This is a genomic window from Marinovum sedimenti (genome assembly GCF_054052205.1).
The window spans coordinates 1,013,995-1,031,191 of record NZ_CM133223.1; the positions used below are offsets into that span (position 1 = coordinate 1,013,995).

Genomic DNA, 17,197 nt, shown 5'->3' on the forward strand with positions numbered 1-17,197 from the left:
CGGTTTCCTCTCCCAGGAAATATTAAACTGTAATTATTGCGCGATCGGATAGGGCCAAACAGCCGCCTCTGCGCCGATCTGCGCCGCCGTCCGCTGCAACGCAGGGCGGAATTTTTGGATGTCATCCAATGACATGCGAAAGGTCGACGTCACGATGGACAGCGCCCCAATGACCCGGCTTGATCCGCCGACAATCGGGGCCGCAATCGAGATGATGCCCTCTTCATGCTCTTCGCGATCATAGGCCACGCCCTCGGCCCGGATCTGCGCAAGCTCGGTTGCAAGCGTATCGGGGCCGACGTGGGTTTTCGGGGTAAAGCGTTCATAGGTCTGCGCCCCCAACGCCAGCGCGCGGTGCGCGTCATCCATAAACGCCAGCATCACCTTGCCAACCCCGGTGCAATGCGCCGGCGAGCGGCGGCCCGGGCGCGCCATCGTCTGAAAGCCACTCTCCGGCGTGGTCTTTTCAATAAACACCACCCGCCCGCTTTCCATCTGCGCCAGATGAACGGTCTCATTCACATCCGCCGCCAGCGTTTGGATAAACGGCAGTGCCAGCGGCGCGAGCGACGATTGGTTCCACGCGTGGCGCGCGATCCGCACCAGCCGCATGCCGGGCACATAGACGTGACGCTCGGAATCGTAGGCCAACATGCCCTGATTCGTCAGCGTCTGAAGCAGACGGTGGGTTGTGGCCTTTGGAAACGGGCTGACTTCGAGCACTTCGGAGAACCGCACAGAGCGGCCAAAAGCCACCACCATATCAAGAAGCCCCAAGGCTTTGCCCACGGTGCCGTCCGCTCCGACCTGCTTGTTCATGATCTTGGCCCCCTCACCCTCTCGGGATCTGCTTAGGAAGAATTTCTTGACTTTCGTAGCACTTTCGGACTAGAAGATCAACATGCAAAACAATTGTTCCACTATTTGGGACTTTTGCAGTGGAGGAGATAGGGAGAGACTATGATGTTTAAAGCACTGAAATTGACGGCGGCGCTGGCTGCTTCGACACTGATCACATCGGCCGCACTGGCGGGCGAACTGGTGATCAACACCGACACATCCGACCCGGCCCCGAAGGCCGCATTCGAGGCGCTGATCAAAGGGTTTGAGGCCGAAAACCCCGATGTCACAGTGACTTGGAACCTGTTTGATCACGAAGGCTACAAGACCTCGATCCGCAACTTCCTCACCGCCGATTCGCCGGACCTGGCCAACTGGTACGCGGGCAACCGCATGCTGCCCTACGTCAATGCGGGCCTGTTTGAGCCGGTGGATGATGTCTGGGAAGAGAACGGCCTGAAAGAATCACTCGCCTCTTCGGTTGGCTCGATGACCATCGATGGCAAAATCTGGGGCGTGCCGTACACCTATTACCAATGGGGCGTGTACTACCGTAAAGACATCTTTGATGCGAACGGCATCGCCGTCCCCACCAACTGGGACGAGTTCAAAGCCGCTGGCGCCAAGCTGAACGAAGCCGGCATCACCCCGATCACCATCGGCACCAAGTACCTGTGGACCGCCGGCGGCGTGTTTGACTATCTCAACCTGCGCACCAACGGCTATGATTTCCACATGGCGCTGGGCAAGGGCGAGGTTGAATGGACCGATGACCGCGTCAAAGCCACTTTCAACAACTGGAAAGAGCTGATCGAAGCGGACTTCTTCCTTGAAAACCACGCGGCCTATAGCTGGCAAGAGGCGCTGGCCCCAATGGTTCAGGGCGATGCGGCGATGTATGTCATGGGAAACTTTGCCGTGGCCCCGCTGCGCGAAGCGGGCCTGACGGATGATCAAATCGGCTTCTTCCAGTTCCCGATGATCAACCCGGATGTGGCGATGGCCGAAGAGGCACCGACCGACACGATGCACATCCCGGCCAACGCGAAAAACAAGGAAGATGCCAAGAAGTTCCTCGCCTACCTCGCGCGCGCCGAAGTGCAGACCGAGGTCAACATGACCCTCGGCCAGCTGCCGATCAACAAGGACTCGCAAGTGGGCGACGACAAGTTCCTACAAGCGGGTTACGAGATGCTGAACGGCACCGATGGCGGCATCGCGCAGTTCTTTGACCGCGACTACCCGGCCGAAATGGCCAAGGCGGGCATGGAAGGGTTCCAAGAGTTCATGGTCAAGCCAGAGCGTATGGACAAAATCCTTGAGCGGCTCGAAAAAACGCGCGGTCGCGTTTACAAATAAGACCGTCACAGGGTGAGAGACCTCGGATAAAACCGGGGCCTCTCACCCAATCTTATCCCGCGCCCGGCCTTCCCCGGAGCGGGACTTTCCCCACATGTTTCCCACGAGGTTCCGGATCAAACCCGGGACAGGACCGCTGTTGTCCGGAGGTATTGTCATGACCGCCCCTGCCCTTCCCGATACCCATCCCCCCGCGCAAAAGACGTGGTGGAAGCAGAACCAGCAGCGGCTTGCGCCCTGGCTGTTTCTTGCGCCGGGTATCTTTATGTTCGCGATGTACGTGATCATCCCGATTTTCCAGTCGATCAACATCTCGTTCTATGACTGGGATGGTTTGGGCGAAAAGACATGGGTTGGCACCTCGAATTATGTCGAGCTGATGGATGACGAGGCGTTTTATACCTCGTTGAAAAACAACGTGCTCTGGCTGGTGCTTTATATGTTGGCAATCCCCGGCGGGCTGTTGGTGGCGCTGTTCCTCAACCAGACAGTGCGCGGCATCCGCATCTATAAGTCGCTGTTTTTCTTCCCCTTCGTGATTTCTCAGGTCGTTGTCGGTCTGGTCTTTGCCTGGTTCTACGATCCCAATTTCGGCTTGTTGAACATTGCGCTGGGTTGGGTCGGGATCGAGCCGATTGCTGTGCTCGCGGATGAGGATTACGTGACCTATGGCATCATCGCCGCCGGTCTATGGCCGCAGACGGCGTATTGCATGATCCTCTATCTCACCGGCCTGAACGCCGTGGACCCCGAACAGATCGAGGCCGCGCGGCTCGACAATGCCAAGGGCGTTAAAATGCTGTGGTATGTGATCCTGCCCCAGCTGCGCCCGGCGACCTTTATCGCCGTGGTTGTCACCGTGATTGGCGCGCTGCGCTCTTTCGATCTGATCTCAATCATGACCGATGGCGGACCTTGGGGATCGTCGCGCGTGCTGGCCTTTTACATGTATGAACAGGCGTTCTCTGAATACGGCTTCCGCATGGGTTATGGCGCGGCCATCGCTGTGGTGCTGTTCCTGATCATGATGGTCTATATCACTGGTTTCCTTTACAAAATGTACCGCGACGAGAGAGGGCACTGAGATGTTTCCCACACCAATCGAAAAGACCTCTCCGGCGACGCAAACCGCCTATAAGATCGCTCTGCCGATTGCGCTGATTGTCTGGTTGCTGCCGCTGATCGCGGTGGCGCTGACCTCGGTACGCTCGGCGGGTGACATCACCGCAGGCAACTACTGGGGCTGGCCGACCAGCTTTAACCTGATCGAAAACTACACCGCGATTTTTGAGCAGACCCCGATCGGCAAATACATCCTGAACTCGTTCAAGGTGACAATCCCGACGGTGATCGGCGCGGTGGCGATTTCCTGCATGACCGGCTTTGCGCTGGCGGTTTATAAGTTCAAGGCCAACCTGCTGTTGTTCTTCATGTTTGTTGCGGGCAACTTTGTGCCGTTCCAGATCCTGATGGTGCCGGTGCGCGATCTGACGTTGGATCTGGGCATGTACAACACCTGGTATGGCCTCGCGCTGTTCCACATCGCCTTTCAGGCCGGGTTCTGCACGCTGTTCATGCGCAACTTCATCAAGGCGCTGCCGTTCGAGCTTATCGAGGCGGCCCGTGTTGAAGGCATCTCCGAGATCCGCATCTTCTGGTATGTGGTCATGCCCTTGATGAAACCGGCGCTTGCCGCATTGTCGGTGCTGATCTTTACCTTCATCTGGAACGATTACTTCTGGGCCACGGTCCTGACCCAAGGGGCCGATCAACAGCCGATCACCGCCGGGCTGTATTCGCTGAACGGTCAATGGGTTGCCGCGTGGCATCTGGTCTCGGCCGGGTCGATTGTCGCTGCTCTGCCGCCGGTCCTGATGTTCTTTCTCATGCAGCGCCACTTCATTGCTGGCCTCACACTCGGAGCTGTAAAATGATCCAATGCTGGCGTTTGGACGACACCCGTCAAACGCTGGTGCTGGCCTGCCAAAACGGCCACCTCGCTGAGGTGGTCTATTGGGGGCCGCGCCTGCCTGACGGTGAAAACCTAAAGACACTTGCCCGCGCCCATGCCATCGACGTGACCGGCGGGATGCTGGATGCCAACCCCGAACTGTCGATCTGCCCCGAGGCCACACGAAGCTTTCCCGGCCAGCCCGGTCTGGTGATCCACGATACCTCGGGCAAGCCGCATCTGCCGAAGTTCTGCTTTGAGCGAGCCGAGGCTCGCGACAATTCGCTGTCCCTCACCTTCCGCGATCAGGACGCTACGCTGACCTATCGCGCGGCCTTCTCGATTGATCCGCAAACCCATGTGATCGAGGCGCGGGCCGAGATCGAGGCGGCGCAGCCGATGCACCTGCACTGGCTGTCGGCCCCGGTGTTCCCCGCCCCGCAGGCCAGCGACGAGATGATTGATTTCGCCGGGCGCTGGTGTGGCGAGTTTCAGATCAACCGCACGCCCTGGTCTGCTGGCATCCGCTACCGCGAGAACCGCACCGGGCGCACCGGGCACGAACATTTCCCCGGTCTGATCGTGCCCTGCCGGGGCGCGACCAATGCCAGCGGCCACGCCTATGGCTTCCATTACGGCTGGTCCGGTGGCCACCGCATGACCGCCGAAGAACTGCCCGATGGCCGCCGCCAAGTGCAGTTCGGCCATGCCACCCGGATTGAAACCGCCCCGGCGACGCATTTCGCCACCGCGCCGCTTTATGCGATGTTCTCGGACGACGGGCTGAATGGCTGTGCCGTGGCGTTCCAGCGTCATCTGCGCGACCGGATCGTTGATTTCCCCGATGCCGCCCGACCCCGACCAGTGCATTACAATTGCTGGGAAGCGGTCTATTTTGATCACAATCTGCCCGAGCTGAAAGACATCGCCGACCGCGCCGCCGCCCTTGGGGCCGAGCGCTTTGTGCTTGATGACGGCTGGTTTGGCGACCGCGACGATGACACCACATCGCTGTCGGATTGGGAGGTGGACCCGCGCAAATATCCCGAAGGTCTCACCCCGCTGATCGATCATATCCACGGGCTGGGCATGAGCTTTGGCATCTGGTTCGAGCCCGAGATGATCAACGAGAATTCTAACGTCTTTCGTGCCCATCCCGACTGGGCATTGGGCGGCGCGGATCAGATCCTTGGCCGTCAGCAGATGGCGCTGAACATGGCGCTGCCCGAGGTGCGCGACTTCCTGTTTGACCGCATCGGCAAGGTGCTGGCAGACAACGACATCGACTATATCAAATGGGACCATAACCGCGTTCTGCCGATGCCGGATGCGGCGCAAACCCGGGGCTCTTATGCGCTGATCGACCGGCTGCGCGAGGCCTTTCCCAAGGTGGAAATTGAAAGCTGCGCCTCGGGTGGCGGGCGGATTGACTTTGGCATTCTCAAGCGCACCCACCGGGTTTGGCTGTCTGACAGCAACGACGCGATTGAGCGGCTGAAGATCCAGCACAACGCCGCGCTGTTCCTGCCGATGGTGGTGACGGGCAGCCACGTTGGCCCGCGCACCTGCCACACCTCGGGCCGCACCATCGACATTCGGATGCGGGCTTGGGTGGCGGCGCAACGCCATCTTGGGTTTGAAATGGACCCGCGCGAGTTGACCGAGGATGAAACGCAGGTGCTGACCGACGTCACGCAGTGGTGGAAAGACAACCGCGACTGGATGGCCGGCGCCGATATCCTGCGGCTCGACAGTGCCGACCCGGCGGTGATTGCCGAACAGCAGCTTGAACAGGGCGGCGGGCGCTTTGTGGTCTTTGCCGGCAAGGCCGAGACCTCGGCGCAGATCGCCCCCCGCCCCCTGCGGCTGACCCGGCTTTCGGCGGATCGACACTACCGGATCACGCTGATGAACCGGGGCGACGCGCCCGGCCTGTCGCGCGGGGATCAGACAATCAAATCCGAAGACCTCGTGCTGTCGGGTGCCTATCTGATGAGCCACGGGCTGACCCTGCCGTGGAGTTTCCCCGAGACCATGTGGGTCGTGACCGGCACACTGGTCTGAGCCTGCGGAGCGTGCCATGCAACTGACAGCAACCGGCGATAGCAAGGCCCGCGTTCAGCGCGGGCCTTATTGGGGGAAACGCCCTTGCGCCGCGCTGGGTTCTGGCCGAAAAGAAAATGGATATGTGGGCCACCCCCAAGGCGCAGACCGCTCACCGCGAGCGGCACGCCCTCAAGGATCATTTGGCCCCGCAGGACATCGTGGATGCGGTGCTTTTCCTTGCATAAGGGACCAGCCGGAGGATGACCGGTCAGGCCCGGGTCGTGGATGGCAGCGCAGTAACAACAGGCTGATATTATGAATACAATTGCAAATTGGATCGCCGTCGATTGGGGCACATCAAACCTGCGCGCTTGGGTGATGGGGCCGGATGGGCCACTTGAGATGGTCACCTCTGACAAAGGCATGGGCGCGCTGGAGCGTGATGGCTTTGAGCCGGAATTGCTCCGGTTGGTTGAGGCGTATTTACCCGAAACCGGTCGCGTGCCGGTGATCGCCTGCGGCATGGTGGGCGCGCGTCAGGGCTGGGCCGAGGCGCCGTATGTCAACGTGCCCTGCACCGCACCGGGGGTGGCCGAAGCCATCCATCCCGAGGTCTCGGACCCGCGGTTAGCAGTGTCGATCCTGCCGGGTGTGGCGCAGGCCAGCCCAGCGGACGTGATGCGCGGCGAAGAGACCCAGATCGCTGGATTTCTGGCCGACAACCCCGAGTTTGACGGCGTGCTCTGCCTGCCCGGCACCCACACCAAATGGGTGCATATATCCGCGCGTGAGATCGTCAGCTTTCGCACCTTTATGACCGGCGAGATGTTCGCGCTGCTCTCGGGCCAATCGGTGCTGCGCCATTCGGTGACGGGCGACGGCTGGGATCAAGCGGCGTTTGACGCGGCGGTTAGTGACGCGATGAGCGCCTCGCATAAGGTCACAGCCCAACTGTTTTCACTGCGCGCCGGGTCGCTGTTGGATGGAACCGAGGCGGCAACGTCGAAAGCGCGGCTCTCGGGGCTGCTGCTTGGGTTAGAGATCGCCGGGGCGAAAGACTATTGGCTGGGGCGCGAGATCGTATTGATCGGTGCCCCGAAATTAAACGCGCTCTATCGCGCCGCACTGGCCCCGCAGGGCGCATCGGTGCGCGAGATGGACGGCGCAGACATTGTATTGGCGGGCCTGAACGCCGCCTATGAGGAGAGCACATCATGAGCCGGGAAATTATTGCCATTCTGCGTGGCGTCACGCCATCCGAGGTGTTGGAGATCGGCGAGGTGCTGGTGGCCGCCGGGATCGACCGGATCGAAGTGCCGCTGAATTCGCCCGAACCGATGAAATCCATCGGTATCTTGGCCGAAGGGTTAAAGGGCCGCGCCACCGTTGGCGCAGGCACCGTTTTGACCCCCGCGCAAGTCGAAGACGTTCAGGCGGCGGGCGGCACCTTGATCGTTTCGCCCGACTGCAACCCGGATGTGATCGACCGCACCAAAGCTTTGGGAATGCTGTCTTATCCCGGTGTGGCCACGCCGTCAGAGTGCTTTACCGCGCTGCGCCACGGCTCGGACGGGCTGAAATTCTTTCCCGGTTTTCTGGTCGGGGCCAAGGGCCTTGCCGCGATTTCCGCGGTGCTGCCCGCAGGCACCAAAACCTATGCCGTTGGCGGCGCAGGGCCGGAGAATTTTGGTGAGTGGTTTGACGCGGGCGTCACCGGTTTTGGCATCGGCTCGGCGCTGTACAAACCAGGGATGAGCGCCGCTGACGTTGGCGAAAAGGCCGCCGCGATTGTGGCCGCTTATGATGCGGGCGTGCCTGCATGAAACGCACCCTCGGCACCTGTTATTACCCCGAACATTGGCCGCGCGCGATCTGGGAAGAAGACGCGCGCAGGATGGCCGAGGCCGGGCTGACATGGGTGCGGATCGGTGAATTTGCATGGTCGCGGCTTGAGCCGCAACCGGGGCAGTATGACTTTGGCTGGCTTGACGACGCGATTGCGGTTCTCGGGGCGGCGGGGCTAAAAGTGGTGCTCGGCACCCCCACCGCCACCCCGCCGCGCTGGATGATCGACAAGCATCCCGACATGCTGGCGGTGGATGCCGAAGGGCGGGTGCGCAAGTTCGGCTCGCGTCGGCATTACTGCTTTAGCCACCTTGGCTTTCGCCGCGACTGCGCTGTTATTGTTGAGAAACTCGCCGCGCGCTATGGCGCGAACCCGCATGTCGCCGCATGGCAGACCGACAACGAATACGGCTGCCACGATACCATCCTGTCCTATTCCGATGCCGCCCGACAGGCCTTTCAAGGCTGGCTGCGCGGGCAGTATCCGGGCAGCGGCAATGACGGCGATATCGACGCGCTCAACACCGCGTGGGGCAATGTATTCTGGTCGATGGAGTACGACAGTTTCGATCAGATCGACCTCCCCAACCTGACCGTGACCGAGCCGAACCCCAGCCATCTGCTGGATTTCCGCCGCTTCGCCTCGGATGAGGTGGTCACGTTCAACCGCCTGCAAACCGAGATCATTCGCGCCCATACCGAGGCACCGATTGCCCATAACTATATGGGAAAGATCACCGATTTCGATCATTTCAAAGTTGGCGACGATCTCGATATTGCCTCTTGGGACAGCTATCCGCTGGGCTTTCTCGAAGACCGCGTTCCGGCGAATGAGGCGCAGCGCCGGACCTATGCCCGCCAAGGCGACCCCGATTTCCAAGCCTTCCACCACGATCTTTATCGCGCCGTTGGCAAGGGCCGCTGGTGGGTGATGGAGCAGCAGCCCGGCCCGGTGAACTGGGCCCCCTATAACCCCGCGCCCCTGCCCGGCATGGTGCGGCTGTGGACCTGGGAGGCCTTTGCCCACGGCGCCGAGGCGGTGTGTTACTTCCGCTGGCGACAGGCTCCGATGGCGCAGGAATTGATGCACGCCGGGATGCTGCGCCCCGACAGCGCCGATGCGCCTGCGATTGAAGAAGCGCGCGAAGTGTCGGCGGAGCTGACCGATGCCCCGGACGTGGCGATGGCGCAGGCTCCGGTGGCGTTGATCTTTGATTACGAGGCGGATTGGGCTTGGCAAATCCAGCCGCATGGCAAGGGCCTAAGCTATTTCGATCTGGTGTTCGAAACCTATCGCGGATTGCGTAAACTGGGGCTTTCGGTGGACATTCTGCGGCCTGAGGGTGCCCTTTCGGGCTACAAGTTAATCGCCGCGCCGGGGCTGATGTACATGCCCGACGCGCTGAAATCTGCGCTGGTCGACAGTGATGCTGTTTGCCTGTTGGGGCCCCGCAGTGGCGCGCGCAACGCAAGCATGAACATCCCGGTGCCACTGCCCCCCGCCATGCCCGGCCTTGACGCCACAGTGTCGCGGGTGGAAAGCCTGCGGCCAGACATGCCGGTGGCGCTGGCCAGCGCTGGCGCGGTCACGCTGTACCGCGAGTTTATCGAGACCTCAGCAGAGGTTATCGAGACAAGCGAAGACGGCTATCCGGTGCTGATTTCTCAAGGCAAACTGGCCTATGTCGCCGGTTGGCTGGATGATGTGGCTTTGAAACGGGTGCTGGAATGGGCCTGTGGCCAAACCGGGATCGCGACCTGCGACATGCCCGAAGGCGTGCGCCGCCGCGACACCGGGGCCGAGACCTTTTGGTTTAACTACAGCCAAAGCCCGGCTGAGGTGGCCGGTATAACCCTGCCACCAATCTCAGTTAAGCGCGCATAATCAAGTGCATCCGGGGCGTGCTTTACGCCCCGGATCGCAGGATCTGGTCCATCGACATTGCCGGCTGGTCACAGCCCGCCTCGCCCACAATCCGCGCCGGAACCCCGGCCACGGTCTTGCACGGCGGCACCTCGGCCAGCACCACGGACCCGGCCGCAATCCGCGAGCAATTGCCCACCCGAATGTTGCCCAGCACCTTGGCCCCCGCGCCGATCAGCACGCCGTCACCGATCTTGGGATGACGGTCCTGCTCTTCCTTGCCGGTACCGCCGAGCGTCACCGAATGCAGCATCGACACGTTGTCACCGACAACAGCCGTTTCGCCAATCACGATGGAATGGGCGTGGTCAATCATGATGCCTTTGCCGATGCGCGCGGCGGGGTGGATGTCGATGCCAAACACCTCGGACACCCGCATCTGGATGAAATAGGCCATGTCGCGGCGGCCCTCATTCCACAGCCAATGCCCGATACGATAGGACTGAACCGCCTGAAATCCTTTGAAAAAAAGCAGCGGCTGCAAATATCTGTGGCACGCCGGATCGCGATCATACACCGCCGAAATATCCGCCCGCGCCGAGCGCCCGATCGCGGGATCAGAGGCATAGGCCTCATCACAAATCTCGCGCAGGATCTGCTCAGACATCTCACCCGAGGCCAGTTTCAGCGAAATCCGATAGCTCAGCGCCCGCTCCAACGAGGGGTGATGCAGCACGCTTTGGTGGATCAACCCGCCCAAAAGCGGCTCATCCGCGACGGCTTTTTCCGCCTCATTCAGAACGCGCGCCCAGATCGGGTCGACTTCTGCGATATGCGTTTGTGTACGGGCCATGGCATCCTCGTGATCGGCTTTCGTACCCTAGATATATCACGCAAAGGCCCGGTGCCAAATGCAAACCTGTGATTGGCGCCATAACGGCGTGTGAAGACTGTCGAAAAATCGAAGCATTGCAGCGCAGTAGCAGAATTAACCATGAGCGAACCATTTCCAGTCTGCGCCTTACTGCGCCCCACTGCGCCGGGCCACACGCCAATCGAGCAAGGTGCGAAACACCATCTCAAGACAGCGGCAATAGCTCTCTTCGCCCAGCGCCGGTTCCGCGGCAAGCGGTCTGGCCCGCGCCGCCGCCATCAAGGTGCCATTGCCCCAATCGCGATGCGGCCGCCCCATCCGCTTGGCATAGCGGTCGGCGAAATCGGCCTCTTCGATCATGCGCTGGCACAGGGTTTCGCGGGCGGCGACGGGCACCATCAAAAGCGCCCGCGCCGCCGCCGTTACATCGCCATGCAGAACCGGCCGCATCGGCTCAGGCCTCCCATCGCGTGAAAAGCCCCGGACCGTAAACATCCGAGAGCTGCGCCACCTCAACGGCAAAGCCCGCACCGGCCCCATCCGCCGCCTGATCCGCCGCCGTATAGGCATAGTCGGGCGTCGTGAGCGTCGCCTCGCGCAGCACAGTCGTGCCGTCCAGGATGCGCAGCAGATAGGCCTCGCGCGCCTCGCCGAGCGGCACATCGGCCAAGTCCCAACTGTCGCCATCAATCCGGGTGCGCCGGATCCAGCTCAGCGCCAGATCGCCACCCGCCCATGCGCCGCGCAGATGCGCCGGGCTAAGCGGTCGCAACCCGTTGCCGTCAAAGGCCTGCACCTCGTAAACATAGCTCGGGTCGCTCACCGGCCGGCGCGCCGCGCCAATCCTGAAATGCCGCGAAAGCCTGCGCGACGTCGCCGCCAGATCGATCTGTTGCGGTGCCCCGTCAAGCCGCACGATATACGACCCCACCGGCCAAGCCTCCGGCATCAGCGCATCGGTGCCCAATTGCCCACGTAACCGGTGGCTCAGCCGCCAGGTGTCGGTGTCAATCAGCTCGGCATCGCGAAACTGAAACAGCTCCCAGCCGCCCGGACTGCCATCGCCGATGGCACAAAGGTTGGCCCCCGATAACAGCGCCGCATCATCCACCGTTTCAAACGTGCCGGTCGACAGCTTGATCTGAAGCCCATCCCCCCGGTCCACCAGCCCCGTTTGGGCGGCAAACAGCGGTGCCTGTGTCACGCCAAAGGTGGCGCGCGCGGCAAAGATATCGTTCAGCACATAGTTCGAATCCTGCGGCGCGTCATAGACGGCCACACTGCCCGGCCAAGGCTTGGCGGTGATGGCGATATGGGGCGCATGGGGCACCTCGTTGCCCGTCATCAGCGGCAGATCAAGGAACAGCGGCAGCACCGACACCGGCGCCACGAATGGGCTCACCTTGCCCGGCTCATCCACCACATCCACCGGCACATAAACCTCGGGCTCGATCCGCACCGCTTCGATGATCTGTTCCCGCCCGGTTTCCATCCGATCCACGCGGTACAGCGCGCGCCCGCCGTCCTCGGGCAAAGACACCACATCGCCGGGCCCAACATCCAACCGCGACGGCGGCAACGCAAAGCGCGCCTGTTCGCGCGCCACCCGCGCCTCGGCCAGCCAGCGTTCCACCGTCTGTCGGCCTTCGCCGCGCGTCATCACCAAAGGCACCTCGCTGCGCGACACCGCATGCGTCGCCTCATCGGGCAGCACCGCCTCTTCGGCAATCGTCTCATAATCGCCATCCGAGCGGATGAACTCCAGCCGCACCCGCCCCGCCATCTCGGCCTCGGACGACCGGTTCTGCGTCAGCGTGCCATTCAGCTCACTGCTCACCGCCAGCCGCTCCGCGTCAATCTGCTTGGCCCCGCGCCCGGTGCGCATGAGGAAAACCAGCACCCCGTCACGCTCTACCGCATCAAAGCCAAACCGCAGCATCAACGGCTGCAACAGCCGCCGCATATCGCCGGTATCGCCACTGGTATAACCGCGCACAAAGCCGTGCAGCCCCGACACGTCATAGGCCAGCACCCCAGCCTCGAGACAAAGTTCCTCGACCAGTTTCGACAGCGAAATCCCCGAGGCCCGCCCATTCAGCCAATGCCCCCGCGTGTAATTGCCGCCATCGCTCCACAGCGCGCTGTTGCCGGGAAACGCCGGGAAAGGCCGCGTGTCCCAAGCCCAAACAATGGCATGCGCCATATCGATCATCGGGCCGCCGTATTCCACCGACACCGGGTTGTTGTCCACCGCGCCCCAAAAGTCCGTCACCGCGCGCAGATATTGCCGCTGGATCAGCTCATCACGCCGTCCATTGGAAAACTTCGGCAAGCTGGATTCGCTCGATTTTGGATCAAGGAACTTGTTGGGCTGGTTGGTGCCCTTGTCGATCGCCGCGCAGCCGAACTCGGTAAACCACACCGGCTTGCCCTGCGGCAGCCAGGCGGTCGGCTGCGCCTGTCGCACGCCGCCAATGCGGTTGTGGTGCGTGTTGCCCCACCAATTGCGGATGTCCTTGTACCGAAACACCCAAGGCTCACCATACGCGCCATCCGTGATCGGAATGCGCCGTTGCGCGGCCAAGGCCTCGGGCGTCGGGTAATACCAATCATAGCCCTCGCCGCCCGCCACATTGCCGCGCAGATAGTCGAGGTCATAGATCGTGCCATGCCCGGCGTCCGCATGTTCCTCGCCCTCGCGCCAATCCGACAGCGGCATGTAATTGTCGATCCCGATGAAATCGATCTCGGAATCGGCCCAAAGCGGATCAAGGTGAAAGTAAACATCCCCCGACCCATCCTGCGGGTGATAGCCGAAATACTCCGACCAATCCGCCGCATAGCCGATCTTGGTATCCGGCCCCAGGATCTCGCGCACATCCGCCGCAAGTGCGATCATCGCCTCCACCGCAGGAAAGCTGCCGCCCGCCCCACGGATCTGCGTCAGCCCGCGCATCTCTGAGCCAATGCAAAAGGCGTCCACCCCGCCCGCCGCCGCACACAGCGCAGCGTAATGCAGGATAAACCGGCGATAGCGCCAGACGTCGGGGCCGCTATAAGCCACCGTCGTGTCAATCACCTTCTCCTTAGCAATCAGCGCATCAATCACGCCCCCCGCCGCCGCCGATTGCCCACCAACCGTGAAATCCCCAACCTGCGCAGTGCCGAAAAACGCCGCCACCTCCGCCTCAGCCGCCGCCGTCCCATCGGGCGAGCCGGCCTGACCGGGCGCACCCGACGTGGTGATCCTCCCGCGCCATGGCAAAACCGGCTGGTCCGCCGCATCGCTATAAGGGTCGGCCAGGCTATTGCCCGCCAATTGCTCCATCAGGATAAACGGATAGAACATCACCGCCTGCCCCCGGTCCTGCAACGCCCGAATGCCCTCAATCACCGCGCCATCCGACGGCGTGCCACCATACAGCGGCTTGGCGTCGGCTTCGGGGCCATCATGCACAACCCGCTCGGCCTGCGCGCGCGCCAGCCCGCTCACCCGCCACGCCGCGCGGGCACCATCATACTGGGTCTGCTCGACCTTGGGTTTGACCGCGCAACTGCCACAGCGCAGATCGTCGCCAAACCAGCTCACCACCAGCGACGCCGCCCCCATATTCGGGCATTCCTGCACCAACTGGTCCAGCGAGGTTTCCATATCGCTGCGCCCCGAGGGCGAATTGACATTGGCCAGCCCGTAACTGCCCTCGCCGTATTTGTACTGCACCTGCGTCGTCGCCAAAGCGTACTCACCCGTACCGGGAATAAGAGCCACCCCGCGCAGATTGTGCGGCACCTCGTTCGCGCCCTCCGGCGTCTCGGTCTGCACCGGCTTTAGCACCTCGAAACTGAACTGCGGCACACGATTGCCAAAATCCGTCAGCTCCAGATCCTCAATCACCACATAGGCCGTGCCCCGATACGCCGGCACCGCCCCCGCGCCCTCGACCGCCTCAATCTTGGGATCGGGCAATTGATCGGCGCTGCCCGGATAGATCCGCAGGTTCAGATCGCCAGGCGCGATTTCCTCGCCATCGGCCCAGACCCGGCTGATCCCGGTAATCTCGCCCTCACAAATCGCAATCGCAAGGTTGACGGAATAGGAATACGTCGTCGACTTGACCGAAGGCTGCGCCGGTGCCCCCTTACCCCCACCGCCACCGCTTTTCTTGGTGGTCACATGTTCGGTGAAATGGCTGGCCCAGATCACCTGCCCCGACATCCGCGTGCGGCCATAGCTGCGCGCCATCGGCGCACCCTCACCCGCGCGGTTGACCCGGAACCGGTCGATCCGGTTGCCTTCCACCACAACCTCCGAACCCTGCCCCATCAGCCGCTGGTCAATCGCGCGCCCCACCGAGGCCCCGATAAACCGGCCAACCGCCGTCATCGACAGCCCAAGGAACGTGCCGCCAACGGCGCTGCCAAGTGCGGCACCCGCCGCGGAAAGAACAATAGTCGCCATCAGATGGTCTCCTCTGGAAAGGCAAACCGCGCCACGATGCGCCGCGCCCAAGGGCCGCTCAGCGGACTTTCCGTCACGCCGTGGCCGCTGTAGGAATGAATGAAACTGGCGCGCGCGCCGATCCGCGCCTGAAGCCCCAGATGCTTTGCCACCGCGCCTTCGCGCATGCGAAACAGCAGCACATCGCCGGGGCTGGCCTCTGGGATCGGCTTGGGCCGCAAATGCCGCATCGCGGCCCGCCACAACCGCTCATCGCCCTGCGGCTCGGACCAGTCCAGCGTATAGGCCGGCGCGGTCTCTGGCTCATCACCCAGCACCTCGCGCCACACCCCGCGCAACAGGCCAAGGCAGTCACAGCCCGCTCCGCGCACCGAGGCTTGATGCAGATAGGGCGTGCCAATCCACCCCCGCGCCGCCGCAACCACGCCGCTCATCTCCGGCTCCCTCCTGCTTTCGCGCCAGAGCGCGCCGGGTTGACGATCAGCCAATCATCCTCGGGCACATCCGGGAACCCCTGATAATTCAGCACGTTGTCAAACTTGAACCGACAGGTCTCCAGCCGCTTGTCACAGCCCGCCGTCAGCCGGACACTGTCGCCGGGCGCAATCACCGCCCGCAACGGCTCCCACAGCTCAATCTCGCGCCCCGCCTCAAGCGCCTCATCCCGCTTGACCGCGCCGAAAAGCCCCTGTGCCGCCCCCGACAGCACATCCAACCGCCCGCGCTCAAACCAACCGGCCTCAAACGCGCCGCCGGTATCAAGCGTTACAGTCGAACTCTCCGCCACCGCCAGCACCACACCCTGCCAGCCAAACCCCGGCGTCGCAGTGTCAAACCCACAAGCCCGGTCGCCCAAAACCGCCGTACAGGGCGTCTGAAACACCCGCCCAAATGGCCGGTTCAGCGCCTCCGACAGTCCGCGAAGCTCAGCCTCAAACGCGCCGTCCACCCGGCGCATCTCGCCAATGGTGCCGCGAAACAGCATCTGCCGCTGGCTCACATCCTGCCAATTTACCAGCCAGGCCCGCACCTCGGCGCCGTCAAACCGACCGGCCAGAATATCGGCCTCGGTGATCGAGGCATCCGACAGCGCACCAACGGCCTCAGAGTTATCAACCGACAGCCCCGTGCCCTGCTGCAACGCCATCGCCGACAGCCCGGTATCGGCACGAAACTCCATCCCGTCAAAGGCCAAAGCCCGGTCATGATCAGTAAAGCCAAAGACGGTGCCATCCGCCCGGTCAATCGCCCAGGCGCGGCACAGCGTCGTCAGACCGCTCTGCACATGCGCCGCCAGGTCTTCGGAAAGCGCCATCAGATCCGCACCTCCACCACCGGCACCGACGGCACCTCGCCCGCATGAAAAGACGCCACCGACGTGGCAATCCGGTCGGTGTCAAACCGCACCGGAACATCAAATTCAAACCCGGCGGTGATCTCGCCATCCTGCAACGGCGGGCTGTCAAACGTGACCAGCCCGGTCGCGGTATCCACCTCGTAATGCACCCCTTCGCGCAGCTCGTCGCCCTGCGCGCCAATGCGCACTGTGCCCTGCACCGGCTTGGTGATCCGGCGCACATATTCCGCCGTGCCCGACCGATAAGTCTTGACCAAAGGATACACCACCGAGGCCCCATCGCCCAAGGCAATCACCTGATCGGTATAGGCCAACTCCTTGCTGGCAATGGCAGATTTGTAATCCGCCCAGTCCTTCCAGCGAAAGCCGTACATCTGGCCCTGCCGCGCCTCGAAGAAGCCGATCAGCCGCTCGATATCGTCCAAAGACCGCAGCCCAAGCCCGGCATCATAGCGCCGGCGCGATTGCGACCACGGCGTATTGCGTTCCTCGAACCCATTGGCGAGCGTCACAATATCCGTGCGCCGCTCAGGCCCGCCAACCGAGCCGAAACTCAGGTTCGCAGGAAACCGTACCTCATGAAAAGCCATGTTCTCCCCCTC

The 17,197-nt window shown here is 62.4% G+C and carries 14 protein-coding genes; 7 read left to right on the top strand and 7 right to left on the bottom strand.

What is annotated here, in order from left to right; genetic code table 11:
• Window positions 1–33: 33 nt before the first annotated feature.
• The gene (locus tag ACW9UO_RS04860) at window positions 34–819 is read right to left on the bottom strand and encodes an IclR family transcriptional regulator (protein ID WP_457087857.1); all 786 of its coding nucleotides are present in this window, start codon (window positions 817–819) and stop codon (window positions 34–36) included.
• A 141-nt stretch (window positions 820–960) separates the two neighbouring features.
• Between ACW9UO_RS04860 and ACW9UO_RS04865 the strand changes: the two genes are divergently transcribed.
• The 7 genes from ACW9UO_RS04865 (at window position 961) to ACW9UO_RS04895 (ending at window position 9,926) form a co-directional block, all read left to right on the top strand.
• Complete coding sequence (locus tag ACW9UO_RS04865; protein ID WP_457087858.1) at window positions 961–2,199, top strand: ABC transporter substrate-binding protein; 1,239 nt, start codon at window positions 961–963, stop codon at window positions 2,197–2,199.
• 157 nt (window positions 2,200–2,356) lie between these two features.
• Window positions 2,357–3,283 carry a carbohydrate ABC transporter permease gene (locus tag ACW9UO_RS04870; protein ID WP_457087859.1) on the top strand — a complete coding sequence of 309 codons (927 nt, stop codon included), beginning with the start codon at window positions 2,357–2,359 and terminating at the stop codon, window positions 3,281–3,283.
• 1 nt (window position 3,284) lies between these two features.
• Window positions 3,285–4,133: a carbohydrate ABC transporter permease gene (locus tag ACW9UO_RS04875; RefSeq protein WP_457087860.1), complete on the top strand. Its 849-nt coding sequence runs from the start codon at window positions 3,285–3,287 to the stop codon at window positions 4,131–4,133.
• Window positions 4,130–6,214: an alpha-galactosidase gene (locus tag ACW9UO_RS04880; RefSeq protein ID WP_457087861.1), complete on the top strand. Its 2,085-nt coding sequence runs from the start codon at window positions 4,130–4,132 to the stop codon at window positions 6,212–6,214. The genes ACW9UO_RS04875 and ACW9UO_RS04880 overlap by 4 nt, the downstream gene beginning before the upstream one ends.
• Window positions 6,215–6,511: 297 nt before the next feature.
• On the top strand, window positions 6,512–7,414 hold the full coding sequence (locus ACW9UO_RS04885) for a 2-dehydro-3-deoxygalactonokinase (RefSeq protein WP_457087862.1): 903 nt from the start codon (window positions 6,512–6,514) through the stop codon (window positions 7,412–7,414).
• Window positions 7,411–8,019, top strand: coding sequence for a 2-dehydro-3-deoxy-6-phosphogalactonate aldolase (locus ACW9UO_RS04890; protein ID WP_457087863.1), 609 nt, complete (start codon window positions 7,411–7,413; stop codon window positions 8,017–8,019). Before ACW9UO_RS04885 ends, ACW9UO_RS04890 begins: the two co-directional genes overlap by 4 nt.
• Window positions 8,016–9,926, top strand: coding sequence for a beta-galactosidase (locus ACW9UO_RS04895; RefSeq protein WP_457087864.1), 1,911 nt, complete (start codon window positions 8,016–8,018; stop codon window positions 9,924–9,926). The genes ACW9UO_RS04890 and ACW9UO_RS04895 overlap by 4 nt, the downstream gene beginning before the upstream one ends.
• Window positions 9,927–9,948: 22 nt before the next feature.
• Here the strand turns inward: ACW9UO_RS04895 and cysE are convergent, their stop codons facing one another.
• The 6 genes from cysE to ACW9UO_RS04925 form a co-directional block, all read right to left on the bottom strand.
• On the bottom strand, window positions 9,949–10,758 hold the full coding sequence (gene cysE, locus ACW9UO_RS04900; protein WP_457087865.1) for a serine O-acetyltransferase: 810 nt from the start codon (window positions 10,756–10,758) through the stop codon (window positions 9,949–9,951).
• A 168-nt stretch (window positions 10,759–10,926) separates the two neighbouring features.
• Window positions 10,927–11,229, bottom strand: coding sequence for a DUF7742 family protein (locus tag ACW9UO_RS04905; RefSeq protein WP_457087866.1), 303 nt, complete (start codon window positions 11,227–11,229; stop codon window positions 10,927–10,929).
• Between the two features lie 4 nt (window positions 11,230–11,233).
• Entirely contained in the window at window positions 11,234–15,238 is a 4,005-nt protein-coding gene (locus ACW9UO_RS04910; protein ID WP_457087867.1) for a baseplate multidomain protein megatron, read from the bottom strand.
• On the bottom strand, window positions 15,238–15,672 hold the full coding sequence (locus tag ACW9UO_RS04915; RefSeq protein WP_457087868.1) for an NlpC/P60 family protein: 435 nt from the start codon (window positions 15,670–15,672) through the stop codon (window positions 15,238–15,240). Before ACW9UO_RS04915 ends, ACW9UO_RS04910 begins: the two co-directional genes overlap by 1 nt.
• On the bottom strand, window positions 15,669–16,553 hold the full coding sequence (locus ACW9UO_RS04920) for a DUF2163 domain-containing protein (protein WP_457087869.1): 885 nt from the start codon (window positions 16,551–16,553) through the stop codon (window positions 15,669–15,671). The genes ACW9UO_RS04915 and ACW9UO_RS04920 overlap by 4 nt, the downstream gene beginning before the upstream one ends.
• On the bottom strand, window positions 16,553–17,185 hold the full coding sequence (locus ACW9UO_RS04925) for a phage distal tail protein, Rcc01695 family (RefSeq protein WP_457087870.1): 633 nt from the start codon (window positions 17,183–17,185) through the stop codon (window positions 16,553–16,555). Before ACW9UO_RS04925 ends, ACW9UO_RS04920 begins: the two co-directional genes overlap by 1 nt.
• Between the last annotated feature and the right edge of the window lie 12 nt (window positions 17,186–17,197).